We start from the raw sequence: 20,027 nt of genomic DNA on the forward strand, positions 1-20,027 counted from the left end.
CTGCCACCGCGCATTTCGCTTTTCTTGGAACCGGTTCCAAATCCAGCCCGAAAAAAAGCGCGTGCGCGCCGGTTGATTAGGGCGGATAGTGCGCGCTAGCCGCTCAGGCCGCCATTCTGGATTGCCCTGGGTCGGGTGTGTCTGGTGAATTACGCGCCGGGAACGTCCGCGAGACACAGTTCCAGAAAGCGCTGTGCGACGCGCGAAGCCGCGCCCGCGTGCGGCACCAGAATCGAGAAGCGCCGCGCAAGCGGTTCGGGGCCGAGGCTGATCTGCCGCAGCGCGCCGTTCTCGTGGCGCATCGACATGGCCGAAACGAAGCCGATGCCCATGCCCGCCCGCACCGCTTCCTTCACGCCCTCCACGCCCGCGATCTCGAGCGCCACGCGCATGGGCACGCCCGCGCGCGCGAACGCCCGTTCGACCACCTGGCGCACGCCCGAGCCATCCTCGCGCAAAACGAGCGGCCACTGCGCGAGCGTTTCCACCGTAATGGCCGGCATCGGCGCGGCCGACTCCCCTTGCGTGTCGGACTGCGACGCCAGCGCGTGAGCGCGCGGCACGATGGCGACGATTTCGTCCTCGAGCCACGGATGCACGGCCGTATCCGGCGGCAACTGCTCGCCCACCGGCCCTTCGATCAGCGCGATGTCGACTGCCCCGAGCATGCCCACGACGTCTGTCGTATTCCCGCTCGACGTTTCGAGCTTGACCTGCGGATAGCGCCCATGAAATTGCGCCACCAGATACGGCAGCCGGTAGCTCGCGGGCGTGGTGGTCGCGCCGATGCGCAGCGTGCCGCGCTCGAGCCCGCGCAACGCGTCGCGGTAGGTCAGTGCGTCGCGCCAGGTGTCGCGCAAGCGGGCCGCGTAGCCCGCGAGTTGCTCGCCCGTAGGCGTGAGGCGTACGCCCCGGCCGTCGCGCTGATAAAGCGGCTCGCCAATCTCCTCCTGCAGCAGCCGCAGCTGGCCCGAAACGGCCGGCTGCGACAAATGCAGCGCCAGCGCAGCTCGGCTGATGTTGAGATGCTCGGCGACTGCCGCGAAAGTTATCAGTTGTTCCGGGGTCATCGTGGAAAACCATCGTGTTGTCCTATATATTACTTCACAAATCACGATTTTTCATATCGATATATCTAACTTAGGATTAGGCCATTCGATAGCGACCTGTTCGCTACCCCATTTTTCGACCGGTGCATCCGGTAGAGAGGCCGTCATGTCTACTCCCAGTCTTGCGCACGCGTTGCCGTCCACCCGCGGGCAGCTCAACGGCGTGCTGTTCGTCGCGCTGTTCGCGGCGGCCGTCACCAGCATCGCTTCGCTGCCCGCCATCGCCGGGCTCGGCATGAGCCCGCTGATCGTCGGCATCGTCGCGGGCGCAATCTACGGCAATGCGCTGCGCGACGGCATGCCCGAAAGCTGGGCCGCCGGCGTGAACTTCTCCGCGCGCAAACTGCTGCGCATTGCCGTTGCGTTCTTCGGGCTGCGCGTGAGCCTGCAGGAGATCGCCCAGGTCGGTGTGCCGGGGCTCGTCGAGTCGGTCGTGATCGTCGTGAGCACGCTGGTGATCGGCACCTGGGTCGGCATGAAGCTGCTCAAGCTCGACCGCGACACCGCCATTCTCACGGCGGCCGGCAGCGCGATCTGCGGCGCGGCCGCCGTGCTCGCGTTCGAATCCACGCTGCAGTCGAAGCCGCACAAGAGCGCCATGGCAGTGGGCAGCGTCGTGCTGTTCGGCACGCTTTCGATGTTCCTCTACCCGGTGATCTACAAGGCAGGCTGGCTGCATCTGGACACGCTCGGCGCCGGGCTTTTCTTCGGCGGCACGATTCACGAAGTCGCCCAGGTGGTGGGCGCGGCGAGCAACGTGAGCCCGGAGGCCACGCATATCGCCACCATCGTCAAGATGACGCGCGTGATGCTGCTCGTACCCGTGCTGCTCGTGCTCGGCGTGTGGTTGAACCGTGCGGCGCGCAGCAAGGCGCTGGCCGACGGCCATGCCAGCCACAGCGGCGCACGCAAGCTCGCGGTGCCCTGGTTCGCGCTCGGCTTCCTCGCGCTCGTGATCGTGAATTCGCTTCACGTACTGCCCGAAACGGCCACCCATGCGGTCAACACGCTCGACACCTTCGCGCTGACCATGGCGATGACGGCGCTCGGCATCGAGACACGTGTCTCGCAAATCCGCCAGGCCGGCCCGCGGGCGTTGACAGCCGGTTTCATCATCTACTTGTGGCTGGTTGGCGGCGGTCTTGCGATCACCTGGGGCGTGGAGCGCCTGTTCGGATGATCCGGCGCCCAGGGGCCGCGCGCCCCGCCCCGTTCCCCTGTGTGCCGGCGCGCCCGGCCACCGGCCCCGCTTACAGCGGGGCTTTTTGCGTTTCTGCGCGCGGCCGTTTTGCGCCATCTCGCGAGTGCGCGCCACGCGCGAACCAGGCGCGACGGTTGCGAGCGATACTGTGCGTTGCTGCCCGTTGCGTGGGCAGCCGCCGCGCGGGCCGTGGCGAGCACGGCACTGAAAGCAAGGGGACGACCGATGGCATACGAGCTCTATTACTGGGACGGCTTGCAGGGCCGGGGCGAATTCGTGCGGCTCGCGCTGGAAGAAGCGCAAGCGCCCTACGTGGATGTCGCGCGCGGCGAGAAGAAAGAAGGCCTCGGCATCGGCGCGATGATGAGCGAGCTGGAAAGCGCGCAGCCGTATCCGCCATTCGCGCCGCCCTTCCTCAAGGACGGCGACCTCATCGTGTCGCAAACCGCCAACATCCTTTTCTATCTCGGCCCGAAGCTCAAGCTCGCGCCGCGCGACGAAGGCCTGCGCATCGTCGCGAACGGCCTGCAGCTCACGATCGCGGACCTCGTGACCGAGGCGCACGACACGCATCACCCCATCGCGAGCGCGCTTTACTACGAGGACCAGAAGGACGCCGCGAAGGCGCGCTCGGCGGATTTCATCGCGCATCGCATTCCGAAATTCATGCGCTATTTCGAGCGCGTGCTCGCGCAGAATCCGGACGGCCCGCGCCACATGGTGGGCACCGCGCTCACCTATGTCGATCTTTCGATGTTTCAGATCGTCGAGGGCCTGCGCTACGCGTTTCCAAAAGCGACGAAGCATTTCGCGGATCACTATCCGCATGTCGTCGCGCTGCACGACGCCGTCGCGAAGCGACCGAATATCGCCGCCTATCTTGCCTCGGAGCGGCGGTTGCCGTTCAACGAAACGGGCATCTTCCGGCACTACCCCGAACTCGACCGGGCCGTGCGCTGATTGCGCGCGCGCCGAGGGACGTGACCGCAGCCGCCCTGTTTCGCGCACGCGGCGCACAGTTGCCGCCGCGCACCCGTTATGCTTCCTGCCGCACGTCGCGCTCTGCGCACGCGCGGCTTTCTTTCACCCGTAACCCGACCCGCTCGCCGTGCTGTCATTCCTGCTGAAACTGCGCACTCGCGCCCGCGATCTCTTTCGCCTGTCCGACGCCCACACGATGCTGATCTGGTCGGTCATCGTGGGCGTTGCGGGCGCGTTTGCGACCGTGATCTTTCGCGAAGGCATCGCGCACGTGCAATTGTTTTTCACGGGCAGCGAAGGCAGCCTCGTCGAGATGGCGCGCCATCTGCCGTGGCACCGGCGCATCTGGATGCCAACCGTCGGCGGCTTTATCGCGGGCTGCCTGCTGCTGCTCGCGCGGCGCAAGGCACCGAGCAACGGCAGCAAGGCGATCCACGCCGACTACATCGAGGCGGTGGCGATCGGCGACGGCGTCATGCCCATCGGCACGAGCATCTGGCGCAGTCTCTCGTCGCTCTTCACGATCGCGAGCGGCGGCTCGATCGGCCGCGAGGGCCCGATGGTGCAACTCGCCGCCCTCGCCGCCTCGCTGATCGGCCGCTGGGTGCACTTCGATCCGTCGCGCCTGCGCCTGCTCGTCGCGTGCGGCGCGGCGGCCGGTATCACCTCGGCGTACAACGCGCCTATCGCGGGCGCGTTCTTCGTGACCGAGATCGTGCTCGGCTCCATCGTCATGGAGAGCTTTGGGCCGATCGTCGTCTCCTCCGTGGTCGCCAACATCACGATGCGTGAGTTCGCGGGCTACAAGCCGCCGTATGAAATGCCGGTGTTTCCGGCGGTAACGGGCGTCGAGGTGCTGCTGTTCGTGGCGCTCGGCCTCTTGTGCGGCGCGCTCGCGCCGCAGTTCCTCATGATGATGGATACCGCGAAAAAGGGCTTCGGCCGGCTCAACGCGCCGCTGCCCGTGAGGCTCGCGCTCGGCGGCCTCGTGGTCGGTATCCTTTCCGTCTGGACGCCCGAGGTGTGGGGCAACGGCTATAGCGTCGTGAACTCCATCCTGCATTCGCCGTGGACCTGGACCGCGCTCGCCACGGTGCTCGTTTTCAAGCTCATCGCGACGGCCGCGACGGTCGGCTCCGGCGCGGTGGGCGGCGTGTTCACGCCAACGCTGTTCATGGGCGCCGTGCTCGGCTGCCTGTTCGGCCAGGGCATGCACGCGCTCTGGCCCGACGGCACGTCCGCCTCGTACGCCTACGCGATGGTCGGCATGGGCGCGTTCCTCGCGGGCGCGACCCAGGCGCCGCTCATGGCGATCCTGATGATCTTCGAAATGACGCTGAGCTACCAGGTGGTGCTGCCGCTCATGCTTTCGTGCGTGGTCGCGTACTTCGTCGCGCGCGCGATCGGCAAGGCGTCGATGTACGAAATCACGCTGCATCGCAACCGCGAGGAAGCCGAACGCATGCGCCTGCGCATGACGCAGATGCGCGAGCTGGTGCGCCCCGCGCAGACTGTCGTGCTGGAGAGCGCCACGGTGCAGGAAATGACGCGCGTGTTCCTCGAATATCCGGTGAAGTACCTCTACGTGACGGACGAAACGGGGCGCTTTCTCGGCGCAGTCGCGCTGGCCGATATCACTTCGGATCTGCTGCAAAATCGCGACACCTCGAACAAGCACGCCCGCGACTACCTGAAGCCGACGTTCGACGTGCTCACGCCCGACATGCCGCTCGCCGTTGGCCTGCAGCACTTCATGTCGTTCCAGGGCGAGCGCCTGCCCGTGGTCGAAAGCACGCGTGAGCCGACGCTCGCGGGCGTGGTGTACAAGACCTCGCTTCTCGACGCCTATCAGCGCATGAACGCCGAGCGCTAAGTCTCGCGCGTGGCGTGTCGCGTGTGGCAAAGCGCGGCGGATTTTCTAGAATTCAGAGGGCAGTTTCAGAAAGCAGGCGCTACGCGGCCCGTGCTGTGCGCCCGCGCACCGACGCGCGTGCGCAAGGCCGCGAGAATCGACGCGGGGATCACCGGAGCGAAGATGAGCGAACCCTCACTCGAAGCCGTACGCCGCGACCACGCGGGCTGGATATTCGTGCACTTGCAGGGCGAGCCATACGACCGGGGCGAGCAGCACGGCAAATTGCTCGCCAACGAAATCCGCAACGCGATCCACACCGCGCGCTACCTCGCGAAATGGGACACGGGCGAGGACTTCGACACCTTCATCAACGCCGCGATTGCGCAGTTCACGCCGCGCCTCGACACCGAGTTCGCCGACGAAATCCAGGGCATCGCCGACGGCGCGGGCCTCAAGTTCGCCGAAGTGCTCGCCTGGAATGGCTACATGGACCTGCTGCAGAGCTGGTGGCCGGTTCATGCTGCGGCGCAGCAAGCGCCCCAGGGGCAACCGGCGGTGCGCCCGTGGCGCGGGCGGCGCGGCCACCACTGCAGCGCCTTCATTGCCACGGGCAGCGCGACGCGCGACGGCCGTATCGTCATGGCGCACAACTCGTGGGACCGCTACGCGGCCGGCGACGCCTTCAATATCGTGTTCGACATCGTGCCCGACTCGGGGCACCGCATCCTCATGCAGGGCTTGCCCGGCTGCATCTCGAGCCTCACCGACTTCTGGATCAACGGCGCGGGCCTCATGGTGACGGAGACGACCATCTCGAACTTCGTCGGCTATCGCGCGAACGGCGCCCCCGAGTTCTATCGCTCGCGCCGGGCGACGCAGTATGCGTCGAGCATTGCGCAATGGTGCGAGATGTTCGCGCAGGCGAACAACGCAGGCTATGTGAACAGCTGGCTCCTCGGCGACACCAAGACCGGCGAAATCGCGCGCTACGAACTGGGCCTGCAGCACGCGGGTTTCGAGAGCACGAAAGACGGCTTCTACAGCGGCTTCAACGCGGCCACCGACCTCAGGATCCGCAACCAGGAGTGCACCGGCGAGGCCGACGACTACACCGACGTGCGCCACAACGGCGCGCGCCGCCTGCGCTTCATGCAGCTCGCCCAGGAGCACCACGGCGCGATCGACGCCGAACTCGCCAAGGCGATGATCGCCGACCATCACGACGTCTATCTCGAGCGCAGCGACAACCCCTGCTCTCGCACGATCTGCGGGCACCTCGAACTCGACGATGCGCGCTTCGGCGGCGCGGACCACGGGCCGTTCAACCCATGGGGCGCGAACGACGGCAAGGTGGTCGACGGCGAAATGGCGCGCGATCTGTCGTTCTGGGCGCGTTGGGGTCACCCGTGCGGCCGCCCGTTCGACGCCCAGGCGTTCATGCAGCGCCACCCGCAGTGGAACTGGCTCAACGGCTATATGCGCGACCGTCCCTCATGGCCCTGGACGCGCTTCGAGGCGCTGCGTCGACCCTCGCTTTAATCCCGCGTAACGCCATCGCCCACAAAAAAGCACACGCGTTCGAGACGCGCCGGTGCATTTCCTGCCATTATGGTATTTCCGTATGCGCCTCGCGCACATGAGCCGTTGATCGACTCGTTGTGCCCTTCGCGTAGCGGCGCGCCTGGCCGCCCCGGCTGGCGCGGCCGCCTGCCCCGCCACCACACATGGCGGACGCGGTACGGCGCTTGCTGCGACCGATGGGCCGCATGAGAAAGGAGGTCGAGCGATGAAAACCTCGACACTGATGACCACCGTGCTGTTGTCGGCGTCTTGCTTCGCCGCTCCGGTACGCACTGCGCAGGAATCACCGGTCGCCCAGGCCAGCGCGCACATCCCGCTCGCAAATGGACAGTCCCACGCCTACGACGCCCCCGTGGCGCCGCCCGCTCCCAACGTGCCAGTGATCGTGAACGGCCCGCAACACTGGGAATACCTCACGCTGCCCAAATCGCACCGCCTCGACAAAACACTTAGCCCGGACCTGCACGAGCAGACCTGAGCCCGACCGGCCCCCCGGTTGCGAACATGCGGCGAGTGAGCAGCGCCTGCGCACGCTGCGAAGGCGTGCGAGGCCGATTGTGTATGCTTGAGGCGCCGCGCTAGCGTTGCCCGCTGCAACGCAAACCCGAAGCGGACATCATCTGAACAAATTCCGCATAACGAACGAGACGACGACGCGGACCGCCCACGCCGGCCCCCCGCGCAAAGGACGCCACGCATGCCTGCCTCTCGCATTCCCGACGAACCCATCGATCTGCAATTCGCCGACGTACTGCGCGAAGTGCGCTGGCCCGCCAACAAGGACGAACTCGTGAACGCCGCGCGCGAGGCCGGCGCGAGCAACGAGGTGCTGGCCATCCTCGACGGCATGCCCGAGCAGGATTATCAGGACGTCGCGTCCGTTACGCGGCTGATCGGCAGCAACTACGGCCCTGGCCTCGGCGCCTGAATCGCGCGCGTCGCGGGCTTCGTGCGCGCCGGGCTCACGCGCTTCGGCCGAAGACGACTCGCGCGAAAAAGGTCCCCAACACGGTTTCGACGACCGGCGGCGTGACATGCTGCGGATCGGCCGTGGCGAGAAACTGCACCCCGTCGCACAGCCCGATCAGGCCAACCGCGAGCAGCTCGGGATCGAGCGGCACCGGCGTACCCACGCGCGCCGCAAATTCCTCGATATAGACGGCCAGACTCTCGCGCTTCTCCTTCATGAAAGCGTTAAAGCGCGTGCGAAAGCGTGCGTCGCGCGCGGCCAGCAACTTGGCTTCCACCCACAGCAGGAAAACTTTGTTGTCCTGGGGCATGCGGCTGTAATAGGCGAGCACGCGCGCCTCCATCTGCTCACGCGAGAGCTCGGTCTCGAAGATGGCGCGCAAGTCGGTCTGCATGGCTTCGTGATCGCGCCGCAGCAATTCCACAAGCAGGTCCGACTTGCCCGAAAAGTTCGAGTAAAACGCGCCGCGCGTGTATCCCGCCGCGTGCGCAATGTCCTCGACGCTCGCGCCTACGAACCCTTTTTTCATGAACGTGGCCTGCGCGGCGTCGAGCAAGCGCTCGCGCGTCTGATCGCGGCTCTGCTCGCGGGTGAGTCGAATGCGCTTCATGGCTGGGGGCATCGTGATGTGTCGTGGATTGACGCGAGTCTAGCACTGAAACATTCCTCGGATTCAGTTTCGCACTCGGATACAAGGTTGTATTAGAATCCGACTCATCATCCCAAGTCCGGGTCGGGGCGCGAGCCGCGCCGCGCCCGCGACTCAACGGCGGCGCAACCGGCCAGGTGGTTTTGGGGTTTGCGTGCGTACAAGGCATGTCGTGGTCCAAGCGAGGTCCAAGTGAATCGTCGCGGTCGTGGCGCATCGAGCAGGATGCGCAGTGGTACCGGTAAATTCAGTGCGCTGTGGCGGCATGGCGCACGCGTGCTTTTCGTGCTCGGCGTTGCCGCGCTGGCTGCGTGTGGCAAGCAAAACGAGGCGGCGCCGCAGCCGCGCCCGGCCGTCTCAATGGTCGTGCACCCCGACGGCGGCGGCGTGAGCCCCGTCTACCCCGGCGAGATCGAGGCGCGCAACGCCACGCCGCTCTCGTTTCGCGTGAACGGCAAGATCATCGAGCGTAGCGTGCGGCTTGGCGACAGCGTCAAACCCGGCCAGACGCTTGCGCAACTCGATCCCGCTGACTTCGAGAAAAACGCGGCAAGCGCGCAGGCACAGTTCGACGCTGCGCAGCATCGCCTCGTCTTCGCGAAGCAACAGCTCGATCGCGACACGGCCCAATCGGCGGCCAACCTCATCGCCCGCGCGCAACTCGAACAGACGCAGGATGCCTACGCATCGGCCGCGGCCCAGCGCGACCAGGCGCAGCAGCAGCTCGCACTGGCAAAGAACCAGTTGCGCTACACGCAGATCGTCGCGGACCACGCCGGCGTCATCACCGCCGAAAACGCCGATACCGGCCAGAACGTGCAGGCCGGCCAGGCCGTCTACCAGCTCGCGTGGACGGGCGACATCGACGTGGTGTGCGACCTGCCCGAGCGCGCCGTGGCCGCGCTGCATACCGGCGACACCGCGCAGGTCACGCTCGGCGCCCTGCCCGGCCGCCACTACACGGCCCGCCTGCGCGAACTCGCCGCCGCGGCGGACCCGCAAAGCCGCACGTGGCGCGCGAAGCTCACGCTCGAACACGCCGACGCCGACGTGCGTCTGGGCATGACCGCCAACGTGGCGTTCGCGGCCCCGAGCGAGGCCAGCGCGAGCGCGGTGTTCACGGTGCCGGCCACGGCACTCTTTCACGACGGCGAAGCGCCTGCGATCTGGGTCGTCCACGCGCCCGACAACGTGCTGCAGCTGCGGCGCGTGAGCGTCGCGCGCTACGACGCGCGCACCATCAGCGTGACGGGCGGGCTGCACGACGGCGAGCGCATCGTGCTGCAAGGCGTGCACACGGTCCACGCAGGCGAACAGGTGCGCCCGGTCGCGCCGCTGCATCCCGAGGACTTCGCGTCATGAGCCAGGAGACAGGCTCGGGTCCAGGCGCCGATCACGAAGAGGGCCGCTTCAACCTTTCAGCGTGGGCGCTTCGGCATCGGGCGCTCGTGACTTTTCTCGTTGCACTGGCAACGATCTTCGGCGCGCTCGCCTATACGCGGCTCGCGCAGTCGGAAGATCCGCCCTTCACGTTCCGCGTGATGGTGATCCAGACCTTCTGGCCAGGCGCCACCGCGCGCCAGGTCGAGGACCAGGTGACGACGCGCATCGGCCGCAAGCTGCAGGAAACGCCTTATATCGACTTCCTGCGCAGCTACTCGCGCCCAGGCGAATCGCTCGTGTTCTTCACGATGAAGGACTCCGCGCCCGTGAGCGAAGTGCGCGAGACGTGGTACCAGGTGCGCAAGAAGGTGGGCGACATTGCCTACACGCTGCCGCAGGGCGTGCAAGGACCGTTCTTCAACGACGAGTTCGGCGACGTCTACACCAACATCTACGCGCTGGAAGGCGACGGCTTCTCGCCCGCGCAACTGCACGACTACGCAGACAAATTGCGCGAGCAACTGCTGCGCGTGCCCGATGTGGGCAAGGTCGATTATTTCGGCGATCCCCAGCAGCGCATCTACATCGAGATTCCGAACACGCAATTGACGCGGCTCGGCATCTCGCCCACGCAGCTCGGACAGGTGATCGGCGCGCAGAACAGCGTCTCGTCGGCGGGCACGCTCACGACCGCCGACGACCGTGTGTTCGTGCGCCCGAGCGGCCAGTACGAGGATCTGGGCGCGATTGCCGATACGCTGATTCGCGTGAACGACCGCACCTTTCGCCTGGGCGACATCGCGACGATCCGGCGCGGCTACGACGAGCCGCTCGCCACGCAGATGCGCTTTCAGAACCAGGCCGTGCTCGGCATCGGCCTCACGATGCAGCCAGGCGGCGACGTCATTCGCCTCGGCAAGGCGCTCGATGCGCGCGTCGAGCAGTTGCGCGCGCAACTTCCCGCGGGCCTGAAGCTCGTCGAAGTCTCGAGCATGCCCGATGCCGTCTCGCGCTCGGTGGACGACTTCGTCGAAGCCGTGGCCGAAGCCGTGGGCATCGTGCTGCTCGTGAGCCTCGTCTCGCTCGGCGTGCGCACGGGCATGGTGGTCGTGATCACCATTCCGATCGTGCTCGCCGTCACCTCGCTCGCGATGTACCTCTTCGGCATCGGCCTGCACAAAGTCTCGCTCGGCACGCTCGTGCTCGCGCTCGGTCTGCTCGTGGACGACGCCATCATTTCCGTCGAGATGATGGCCGTGAAACTCGCGCAGGGCTGGAACCGCACGCGCGCCGCCGCGTTCGCGTACACCAGCACGGCGTTCCCGATGCTCACCGGCACGCTCGTCACCGTTGCGGGCTTTTTGCCCATCGTGCTCGCGAGGTCGAGCACCGGCGAGTACACGCGCTCGATCTTCCAGGTGTCCGCCATCGCGCTGATCGCCTCATGGTTCGCGGCCGTGGTGCTGATTCCGCTGCTCGGCTACCGGCTGTTGCCGGAGCGCAAGCCCGACCCGAACGCGCCGAATGCCGCCCATGGCGATGACCACGAGCACGAGATCTACGACACGCGTTTCTATCGGCGCCTGCGCGGCTGGATCGGCTGGTGCATCGAGCGCCATGCGATCGTGCTCGTCCTGACCATCGCGCTTTTCGTGGCCGCGCTCGCGTGCTTCAAGCTCGTGCCGCAACAGTTCTTTCCGAGTTCCGACCGCCCCGAGCTGCTCGTGGACGTGCGCCTGCCGGAAAGCGCCTCGATCGATGCGACGCTGCGGCAAACGAAGCGCCTCGAAGCGGCGCTCAAGGGCCGCCCCGAGATCGACCATTTCATCGACTTCGTCGGCACCGGCGCGCCGCGGTTTTATCTGCCGCTCGACCAGCAGTTGCAGCAGCCCAATTTTGCGCAGTTCGTGATCACGACGAAGTCGGTCGAAGACCGCGAGAAGCTCGCAAGCTGGCTCGAACCGATGCTGCGCGAGCAGTTCCCGGCTATCCGCACCCGCCTCTCGCGCCTCGAAAACGGGCCGCCCGTCGGCTACCCCGTGCAGTTCCGCGTGAGCGGTGACGATATCCCGACGGTGCGCGACATCGCCAACAAGGTGGCGGCGACGCTGCGCGCCGATCCGCGCACCGACAACGTGAATTTCGACTGGGACGAGCCCGCGGGCCGCTCGCTGCACTTCCAGATCGACCAGCAAAAGGCGCGCGCGCTCAATGTCTCGTCGCAGGACATCGCCAACTTCCTGCAGATGACCTACTCGGGCTACACCGTGACGCAGTATCGCGAGCGCGACAAGCTCATCAGCGTCGATCTGCGCTCGCCCGCCGCCGAACGCGTCGACCCCGCGCGCCTCCTCACGCTTGCCATGCCCACGCCCAACGGCCCGGTGCCGCTCGGCGCGCTCGGGCATCTCGCCAACGATCTGGAGTACGGCGTGATCTGGTCGCGCGACCGGCAGCCCACCATCACCGTGCAGTCGGATGTGCGCGCGGGCGCGCAAGGCATCGATGTCACGCATGCGCTCGACCGGCAGCTGGAGTCGGTCAAAACGGCGCTGCCACCCGGCTACCACATCGAGGTGGGCGGCTCCGTCGAGGAAAGCGCGAAGGGCCAGGCGTCGATCTTCGCGCAGTTGCCGGTGCTCGCCATTGCCGTGCTCACGCTGCTGATGATCCAGCTGCAAAGCCTCTCGCGCGTGCTGATGGTCGTGCTGACCGCACCGCTCGGTCTGATCGGCGTGGTGATCGCCCTGCTCGTGTTCCGGCAGCCGTTCGGCTTCGTGGCCATGCTCGGCGTGATCGCCATGTTCGGGATCATCATGCGCAACTCGGTGATTCTCGTCGATCAGATCGAGACGGACATTCGCGCCGGACACAAACGCTTCGACGCCGTGGTGGGCGCAACGGTGCGCCGCTTCCGGCCGATCATGCTGACCGCCGCGGCCGCCGTGCTCGCGCTCATTCCGCTGTTGCGCTCGAACTTCTTCGGGCCGATGGCCACGGCGCTGATGGGCGGCATCACGATTGCGACCGTGCTTACGCTGTTCTTCCTGCCCGCGGCTTACGCGGCCGCGTTCCGCGTGCGCAGCAGCGAGACTGACGAGACCGGCAGCGCGCCGGAACAGGCATCATGAAGAAGGCTTCTTTGACTTCGGCGTCGGGCGCGCGCAACACGGCGCGCTCGCAGGCAACAGGTTCCGTGCTTGCGCTGCGATCGCTCGCCGCATGCGTCGCGCTCGCGCTCGCAGGCTGCGCGATGGGGCCGACCGGCGAGCCGCCGGCCATGCCTCAGCCCGAGCACTACGGCACCGAGGCGCAACGGGCGCAGACCGTCGCCGCCCAGGGCGTCGCCCAGCAGTTCGTCACGGGCGCGCAACCGGTGCCGCAATGGTGGACGCTCTACGGCTCCGACGCGCTCGACGCGCTCGTGAACGAGGGTCTTGCCCACAGCCCGAATCTCGCCGCCGCTGACCACAACCTGCAAGCGGCCCGCGAGCAATTGCGCGGCCAGATCGGCAGCTCGCTCCTGCCGACCGTCGACGCCATCGGCATCGCGCAACGCCAGCAGCAGCCCGCGATCCCGCAGTTCGGCATCGACCAGTTGCAGTACGGGATTTTCGCGGGCCTGATCGACGTTCGCTATACCTTCGACGTGTTCGGCGCGACCCGCCTGAACAACGCGGCGCTCGCCTCGCGCGTGAACGTGCAGGCGTTCCAGTTCGAGGCTGCGCAGCGCGCGCTTGCCGCGAACATCGTGGCGAGCGCGCTCGGCGCGGCGACGCTGCATGCGCAGATCGACACGACCGAACAACTGATTGCGCTCGCCAACGCGCAGGCCGACGACGTGCAAAAGCGTTACGCGCTCGGCTCCGCTTCGCACACCGATCTATTAAGCGCGCAGCAAAGCGCGGCGTCGCTCGCGGCGAGTCTGCCGGGGCTGCGCCAGCAATGGGTCGCGCAGCGCCATGCGTTGGCCGTGCTGATCGGCCGCACACCCGACCAGGCGCCGCCAGACCTCGATCTCTCCAGCCTGACCTTGCCTGCGCGGGTGCCCGTGGTCATCCCTTCAGAACTCCTGAGAACCCGTCCTGACATCGAAGCCGCCGAAGCCACGCTCAAGGCTGCCGCAGCCGGTGTCGGCGCCGCGACCGCGCAGATGTACCCGAGCATCACCCTTTCGGCGGCGCTCGGCCAGGGCGGCTTCAGTTGGCCCGTCGTCACGTCTGGCGCGGGCGCGCTATGGGCAATCGGCGCTTCGCTTTCGCAGCCGATCTTTCATGGCGGTGCGCTCCTCGCACAACGGCGCGCGGCGTTGCAGTCGTACGAGGCGGCCAACGACACGTACAAGCAAACGGTACTGACGGCGTTCCAGGATGTCGCCGACCGTCTCGCCGCGCTCGAGCACGACGCCCAGGCCCTCGACGCGGCGAGCACGTCGGCGCGCACGGCCCAGGGCGTTTATGAGGACACCAACGCGCGCTACAAGCTGGGTGCCGTGCCGTGGTACGCGGTGCGCCAAAGCGAGCAGCAATGGCGTAACGCGCGGCTCGACGAAATCCGCTATCGCGGCACGCGGCTTTCCGATACGGCCGCGCTCTTCCAGGCAATGGGCAATCCGCCGGTGAATCCGGCGACGCTCGGCAGCGAGCACGCCGCGAGCACAGCGGCGACAGCGCCGGCTGCGAACGTTGGCGCTGCCGCGCAGGACAAGTAACACCCGCGTTTTTCCGCGTGTCTCGCGATACCATGATCGGCAGCGCGCCGTTTGCGACGGCGCAACCGCATCACGGAGACGACATCATGCCCAGCCCTTCGCTCGACTTCTGGTTCGACCTGGCCAGCAACTACAGCTATTTGAGCGTGATGCGCATCGAAGCGCTCGCCGGGCGGGCGGGCGTAGCGGTGCGCTGGCGCCCCTTCCTGCTCGGCCCCATTCTCGACGCGCTCGGCTGGGAAGGCCCGCCCTTCGTCGTGCAGAAGGAAAAAGGCGCGTATGTGTGGCAGGACATGCGTCGGCAGTGCCGCAAATACGCGCTGCCGTGGCAACAGCCCACCGAGTTTCCCCGCCGCACCGTGCTCGCCACGCGCGTCGCCGTGCTCGCCGCCGACGAACCGTGGCTGCCCGGCTGGTGCCGCGCCGTCATGACGCGCAACTACGGCGACGACCGTGAGGTCGATTCGCCCGAAGCGGTCGCACACATGCTCACCGCGTTGGGGCTCCCGGCGCAGCCGCTCATCGAGGAAGCCGGCAGCGATGCGAACCGGCAGCGGCTGCGTGAGCGGACCCAGGCGGCGCGCGACCTGGGCATCTTCGGCGCGCCGACGTTTTTCGTCGGCAAGGACATGTTCTGGGGTAACGACCGGCTGGAAGACGCTATCGAAGCGGCGCTCTGTGCGACGCAGAATCAGGACAGCGTGTAGCCCTCTTCCCTGCGTCCTCCGTCGTTGCTCTGTCAGGATTTTCTGACCCTTATTTTCGGGATAGAACTGTTACACTGCGCCGTAACGTGAGTCAGGTTTTCCTGACTTTATCTCCACATAACTATTCGCATTCCTACATATGTAGAGACACCCTCATCGGAGAGGGAGTCGTTTCTTCTTTCGATCGGCATGAGCAGTGAGAAAGAAGCGACGCACGACAACCGGGGAGATCACGACCATGGGACATCAAGTGAAGCGTAGCATTTGCTTCGCAGTATTAATTATCTCCAGCGCCGCTGCCCATGCTGGCCTCGACTGCGAAGGCTCGCGCGGCGGCTTCCGCTTCCAGACCGACGATAGCTGGACCGGCACCGACAAGCTCGAGCACTTCGCGGTGTCCGCGCCGTTCGGCGCGCTCGGAGGCTGGCTCACGCGCGACACGGACCACCCGGTCGTGTATGGCACGCTGATCGGCACGGTCCCGGGACTCCTGAAGGAAACGCTCGACGGGACCTGCCGGACCAACGGCTTCTCCTTTAAGGACCTGTTTGCCGATACGCTCGGCGCCCTCACGGGTGCGTGGCTCGCACACTGGGCCCTCACGTATTCGCGCGGTTCGCACAGCCAAACCTTCGGACTGCGTTACGACAATGTGTTTTGACGCGCAATGCCTCATGCGGCTCGCCTGCGCACAATGCCTTTGGCGTCAGGCAGTTAGCTTCGATATCCCAGGGTTATGAACAGGGGCTTCAACAAAAACTGTGGAAAAGTCAGCGCGGAAGTTACCCACAGTTTTTGTTGGCAGCCCTGTGGAAAAGCCCTGGAAAGCTCAGCCAACTCCTTGGCCCACAAGGAAATTCCGTTCATCAAACAAAACACGGCGCGTCGTTGCCGACGCGCCGTGTTTATCCTGCATACCTCACTAAACCCGAATCAAGGTTTGTTCGTTTCGAACAGATCCATGATTTGCTTCTTTTCCGTCGTGGTGACGCTCGGAGGCGTCATCCCGCCAGGGCCCATGCTGCCGGTCGCCCCGCTCGCATCGCTCGCCGCCCCCGCCGGGTTCGCCGAGTCCAGACCGATGCTCGCGACGAAGCCGTTACCCGGCGTCATGTCCGAGAAGAACAGTTCATCATTGATCGTCGTGAGGCCCTCGGGCATCGCCGGCTCTTCCTGCGGCACGCCGCGCAGCGCGCGCTGCATGTATTCCACCCAGATCGGCAACGCGAGCTGCGCGCCGAATTCGCGGCTGCCGAGGCTCTTCGGCTGATCGTAGCCCATCCACGCCACGGCAACGAGCGTGCGCTGATACCCCGCGAACCAGCCGTCCTTGGCGTCGTTGGTCGTACCGGTCTTGCCTTGCAGGTCGTTGCGATGGAGCACGTTGGTGCCCGCACCCGTACCCGCCGTCGCCACCGAATGCAGCAGGCTGTTCATCACGAACGCGTTGCGCGGCGAGAGCGTTTGCGGCGCATTCTGACCCGCCACGAGCGGCTGCGCGCGCAGGATCGGCTGGCCGTGCGCATCGTCGACTTCGGCGATCAGATACGGGTTGATGCGATAGCCGCCGTTCGCGAACACGCTGTACGCGCCCGCCGACTGCAGCGGCGTGACGAGGCCCGCGCCGAGCGCCATCGGCAGGTACGGCGGGGTCTTGTCCGCGTCGAAGCCGAAGCGCTGCGTCACGTAGTCCTGCGCGTACTTCGTGCCGATGTACGAAAGGATGCGGATCGACACGAGGTTCTTCGACTTCTGCAGCGCGAGCCGCATCGTCATCGGGCCTTCGGGCTGGTCGTCGTCCTTCGGCTCCCATGCGTCGCCGCCCGGCGTGCTGGGCGGGAAATAGAGCGGCGCGTCATTGATGATCGTCGCCGGTCCAAGGCCCTTTTCGAGCGAAGCCGAGTAGATGAACGGCTTGAAGCTCGAGCCCGGCTGACGCCACGCCTGCGTGATGTGATTGAACTTGTTCTTGTTGAAGTCGAAGCCGCCGATCAGCGCGCGGATCGCGCCGTCCTGCGGCGTGAGCGAGACGAGTGCGCCTTCCACCTGCGGCAACTGCGTGATCTGCCAGTTGCCCTTCGCATCTTGCATCAGGCGCACGATGGAGCCCGGGCGAATGTGCAGCGCCTGCGAGGCGCGCGGCGAGAGCGCGGCCGCCACGAAGCGCAGGCCCTCGCCCGTCACCGTCACCGAGGTGCCGTCGAGTTGTTGTGCCGTCACCGACTTCGGACCCGCGTCGATCACGACCGCCGAGACGAGGTCGCCGTTGTCCGGGTGGTCGGTCAGCGCGTCTTCGATTGCCTGCTCGCGGTCGTCGCCGTCGGCAGGCAATTGCACGAAACCTTCCGGCCCGCGATAGCCATGGCGGCGCTCGTAGTCCATCACACCCTTGCGCACGGCCGCGTAGGCGGCGTCCTGGTCGGCGGAATCGATCGTCGTCGTGACGGTGAGCCCGCGCGTATAGGTCTCGTCCTTGTACTGCGCGTACATCATCTGACGCACCATTTCCGCGACGTATTCGGCGTGCACGTTGTACTCGGTGCCGGCGGTCTTCGTCTGCAGCGGTTCCTTCATCGCTTCGTCGTATTGAGCCTGCGTGATGTAGCCGAGATCGAGCATGCGCTTGAGGATGTACTCCTGGCGAATCTTCGCGCGGTGCGGATTGACGATCGGGTTATACGCCGAAGGTGCTTTCGGCAGACCTGCGAGCATCGCGGCCTGGGCGACCGTAATGTCCTTCAGGTCCTTGCCGAAGTACACGCGCGCCGCCGCCGAAAAACCGTAGGCGCGCTGACCCAGATAAATCTGGTTCATGTACAGCTCGAGAATCTGGTCCTTGGTGAGCGCGCGCTCGATCTTGTAGGCGAGCAGCATCTCGTAGACCTTACGCGTGTAGGTCTTCTCGCTCGAAAGGAAGAAGTTGCGCGCAACCTGCATCGTGATCGTGCTCGCGCCTTGCGAGGCGCCACCGTGCATGAGGTCCGCCACGCCCGCGCGCAGGATGCCGACGAAGTCCACACCGCCGTGCTCGTAGAACCGGTAGTCCTCGATCGCGAGCACGGCCTTCTTCTGGATATCAGGAATATCCTGGAAGCGGACGAGCTGACGACGCTCTTCGCCGAACTCGCCGATCAGCACGTGATCGGCGGTATAGATGCGCAGCGGCACCTTGGGCTGATAGTTGGTGAGCGCGTCGAGCGATGGCAGCTGCGGCTCCATCACGACGAGCCCGTAACCCACGAGCAGCGCACCCACCACGCAGAGCGTACCGATCAGGCCGACGAACCAGAGCGCGAGCGTCGTTCCAATGGAGCGCCGCTTCGGGCTGCCATCGCGCGGCCCGTTGCCGCCGGAACCGCCACCTGAGCCGCCACCCGATTCAGGACGGCGAGGCGGCTGGCGCCCGTTGTTGAAGGAGGGTTCCCGATCTTCGTTCGGGTACTGCGGTGAAGGCGGTCGTTTGATGATAGGCATGACTGGAATGATGGGCGCGTCTCGCGCGCGCCGGCTGCGCGCAACTCGCACGCATGGATCTCGACCACGGCGTCATGGCGCCAATGCGGCATACGACGTCGCCGGCTCAAACCCGGCGACGCGGCGCGACCGGCAACGCCCCCGTCCGGCCGCGCGGCGCGCACTACGGCACGCCACAGGCGAATACACGCCCGTTCAGGCGCCATTCGCGAAATGTAACAGCGCATTCTAAAGAAATCGCGGGCGGCGGGTCGCGCTTTTTTTGTAAGAGTTTCTTGGGAAATGATTCCCGCCCGATTTTTTGCGAGCGAGGCGATCGCTTGCACCGATCGCGCCTTTATGCGCGAAAAGTTTCGTTATCTGCCCTTATATCAGGCGACAAATTACACAAATTTGTACAAAGAGCGGCAAATTCTTGCAGGCAGGGTTGTTCCCATCCGAGCACCTTCCGATTGCGCATCGGCGCACTCGTCTTATGATGAAAGATCTGCTACACGCCCCTGTTCGCGCCCGGGCAAGCCCGCACTTATTCTTACAAATCGCTGTGGCGCAGGCAGGAAAACGGACGTCATACGAAGCCGACCCAACGGCCCGCCGATTATGAACAAGCCTAGCGAACGCATCGTCGTCTTCGTCACGCCCGCGCAAAAGCGCGCGATCTCCGCTACCGCCGGTGAGCTTGGCATCAGTATTAGCGAGCTTATGCGCCGCGCCGTGATTGCGTTCAGCGCCACGAGCGATCAGGTGAAAGCCGCGAGCATTGTCGACCGGCTCAACGCGCCGCGTCAGCCCGACGCGCTCGCCCAGGTGCTGCAAAAGGCAGCGAAGCCGCTGCGCGCGGGCCGCGCAGGCGCGATCCGGCCATCCGATGGCGCGGCGGCGGCCACCGGTGCAAACGGCGCGAACCCGGACGCGCAGCAAGATGCTGCGCACGCGGATCGCGAGACAACTGCGCCCCTTCACGGCGCCGCCGCCCACGAGCCAGCGCCTCATGCGTCAGACGCTCCCCTGCCCGCCGCGCACACCGACGAACCAGACGTGAGCCATGCCGCACGCGAAATCGCGCAGGCGGTGGCTCGACTCAGCGCCGAAGCGGCTGCCGCAGACGAAAGCGCCGCGCTCGATGCAGCCGCCGCGCATTCGCTCGACGTCGAGCCGCTGCAACCGCTAAGCTCGGCGCCCTTCGCACGTTCGCGGCGCAACGCAAGCGACGCGGGCAACACAGGCGACGAAGCCCACAGCGACGACGGCGCGCCCGAAGGCGGAAAATTCGCCTGACACGGGCCGCATTCGCGCAGCCATACGCCTGTGTCACAGTTGGCGCTTGACACCTGCTTACCCGTTCGTGCGAGGGCTGTGCGCGGCCTGTTCCTTTAAGTCCCTTTTAAGACAGGCCGTGGTGTAAT

The 20,027-nt window shown here is 66.0% G+C and carries 15 protein-coding genes; 12 read left to right on the top strand and 3 right to left on the bottom strand.

The genetic code is table 11. The annotated features are described in order from the left end of the window. Positions 1 to 149: 149 nt before the first annotated feature. On the bottom strand, positions 150 to 1,070 hold the full coding sequence (locus U5A57_RS04650; protein WP_321908639.1) for a LysR family transcriptional regulator: 921 nt from the start codon (positions 1,068 to 1,070) through the stop codon (positions 150 to 152). Positions 1,071 to 1,215: 145 nt separating this feature from the next. Here U5A57_RS04650 and U5A57_RS04655 point away from each other — a divergent pair, with 145 nt between their 5' ends. The 6 genes from U5A57_RS04655 to U5A57_RS04680 all read left to right on the top strand — a co-directional run bounded on the left by U5A57_RS04655 (position 1,216) and on the right by U5A57_RS04680 (position 7,655). Beyond that, complete coding sequence (locus tag U5A57_RS04655; protein ID WP_321908640.1) at positions 1,216 to 2,289, top strand: YeiH family protein; 1,074 nt, start codon at positions 1,216 to 1,218, stop codon at positions 2,287 to 2,289. Between the two features lie 246 nt (positions 2,290 to 2,535). Then, on the top strand, positions 2,536 to 3,270 hold the full coding sequence (locus tag U5A57_RS04660) for a glutathione S-transferase (protein WP_321908641.1): 735 nt from the start codon (positions 2,536 to 2,538) through the stop codon (positions 3,268 to 3,270). A 148-nt stretch (positions 3,271 to 3,418) separates the two neighbouring features. After that, on the top strand, positions 3,419 to 5,164 hold the full coding sequence (locus U5A57_RS04665) for a ClcB-like voltage-gated chloride channel protein (RefSeq protein WP_321908642.1): 1,746 nt from the start codon (positions 3,419 to 3,421) through the stop codon (positions 5,162 to 5,164). A gap of 162 nt (positions 5,165 to 5,326) precedes the next feature. Further along, entirely contained in the window at positions 5,327 to 6,685 is a 1,359-nt protein-coding gene (locus tag U5A57_RS04670; protein WP_321908644.1) for a C45 family peptidase, read from the top strand. A gap of 247 nt (positions 6,686 to 6,932) precedes the next feature. Next, complete coding sequence (locus U5A57_RS04675; RefSeq protein ID WP_321908645.1) at positions 6,933 to 7,205, top strand: hypothetical protein; 273 nt, start codon at positions 6,933 to 6,935, stop codon at positions 7,203 to 7,205. 219 nt (positions 7,206 to 7,424) lie between these two features. Then, complete coding sequence (locus tag U5A57_RS04680) at positions 7,425 to 7,655, top strand: DUF2795 domain-containing protein (protein ID WP_321908647.1); 231 nt, start codon at positions 7,425 to 7,427, stop codon at positions 7,653 to 7,655. 34 nt (positions 7,656 to 7,689) lie between these two features. On the opposite strand, the gene U5A57_RS04685 is transcribed toward U5A57_RS04680, so the two are convergent. Next, positions 7,690 to 8,307 (bottom strand): TetR/AcrR family transcriptional regulator, encoded by a 618-nt coding sequence (locus U5A57_RS04685; protein WP_321908648.1) that lies wholly within the window; start codon positions 8,305 to 8,307, stop codon positions 7,690 to 7,692. Between the two features lie 264 nt (positions 8,308 to 8,571). Between U5A57_RS04685 and U5A57_RS04690 the strand changes: the two genes are divergently transcribed. From U5A57_RS04690 to U5A57_RS04710, 5 genes are all read left to right on the top strand, one after another. Beyond that, a complete protein-coding gene (locus tag U5A57_RS04690) occupies positions 8,572 to 9,708 on the top strand; it encodes an efflux RND transporter periplasmic adaptor subunit (protein WP_321908651.1) in 1,137 nt (378 codons plus the stop codon). Continuing rightward, a complete protein-coding gene (locus U5A57_RS04695) occupies positions 9,705 to 12,860 on the top strand; it encodes an efflux RND transporter permease subunit (protein WP_321908653.1) in 3,156 nt (1,051 codons plus the stop codon). The genes U5A57_RS04690 and U5A57_RS04695 overlap by 4 nt, the downstream gene beginning before the upstream one ends. After that, entirely contained in the window at positions 12,857 to 14,440 is a 1,584-nt protein-coding gene (locus U5A57_RS04700; RefSeq protein WP_321908655.1) for an efflux transporter outer membrane subunit, read from the top strand. Before U5A57_RS04695 ends, U5A57_RS04700 begins: the two co-directional genes overlap by 4 nt. Before the next feature lie 86 nt (positions 14,441 to 14,526). Continuing rightward, entirely contained in the window at positions 14,527 to 15,147 is a 621-nt protein-coding gene (locus U5A57_RS04705; protein ID WP_321908656.1) for a 2-hydroxychromene-2-carboxylate isomerase, read from the top strand. Positions 15,148 to 15,385: 238 nt separating this feature from the next. Beyond that, a complete protein-coding gene (locus U5A57_RS04710; RefSeq protein WP_321908658.1) occupies positions 15,386 to 15,808 on the top strand; it encodes a hypothetical protein in 423 nt (140 codons plus the stop codon). Between the two features lie 272 nt (positions 15,809 to 16,080). Here the strand turns inward: U5A57_RS04710 and U5A57_RS04715 are convergent, their stop codons facing one another. Next, positions 16,081 to 18,621 (bottom strand): penicillin-binding protein 1A, encoded by a 2,541-nt coding sequence (locus U5A57_RS04715; protein WP_321908660.1) that lies wholly within the window; start codon positions 18,619 to 18,621, stop codon positions 16,081 to 16,083. 600 nt (positions 18,622 to 19,221) lie between these two features. On the opposite strand from U5A57_RS04715, the gene U5A57_RS04720 reads away from it, so the two are divergent. After that, the gene (locus U5A57_RS04720; protein ID WP_321908661.1) at positions 19,222 to 19,899 is read left to right on the top strand and encodes a hypothetical protein; all 678 of its coding nucleotides are present in this window, start codon (positions 19,222 to 19,224) and stop codon (positions 19,897 to 19,899) included. The last annotated feature ends 128 nt before the right edge of the window (positions 19,900 to 20,027 follow it).

Origin of the sequence: Paraburkholderia sp. J11-2 (assembly GCF_905220185.1) — a bacterium.
Lineage (GTDB): Bacteria > Pseudomonadota > Gammaproteobacteria > Burkholderiales > Burkholderiaceae > Paraburkholderia.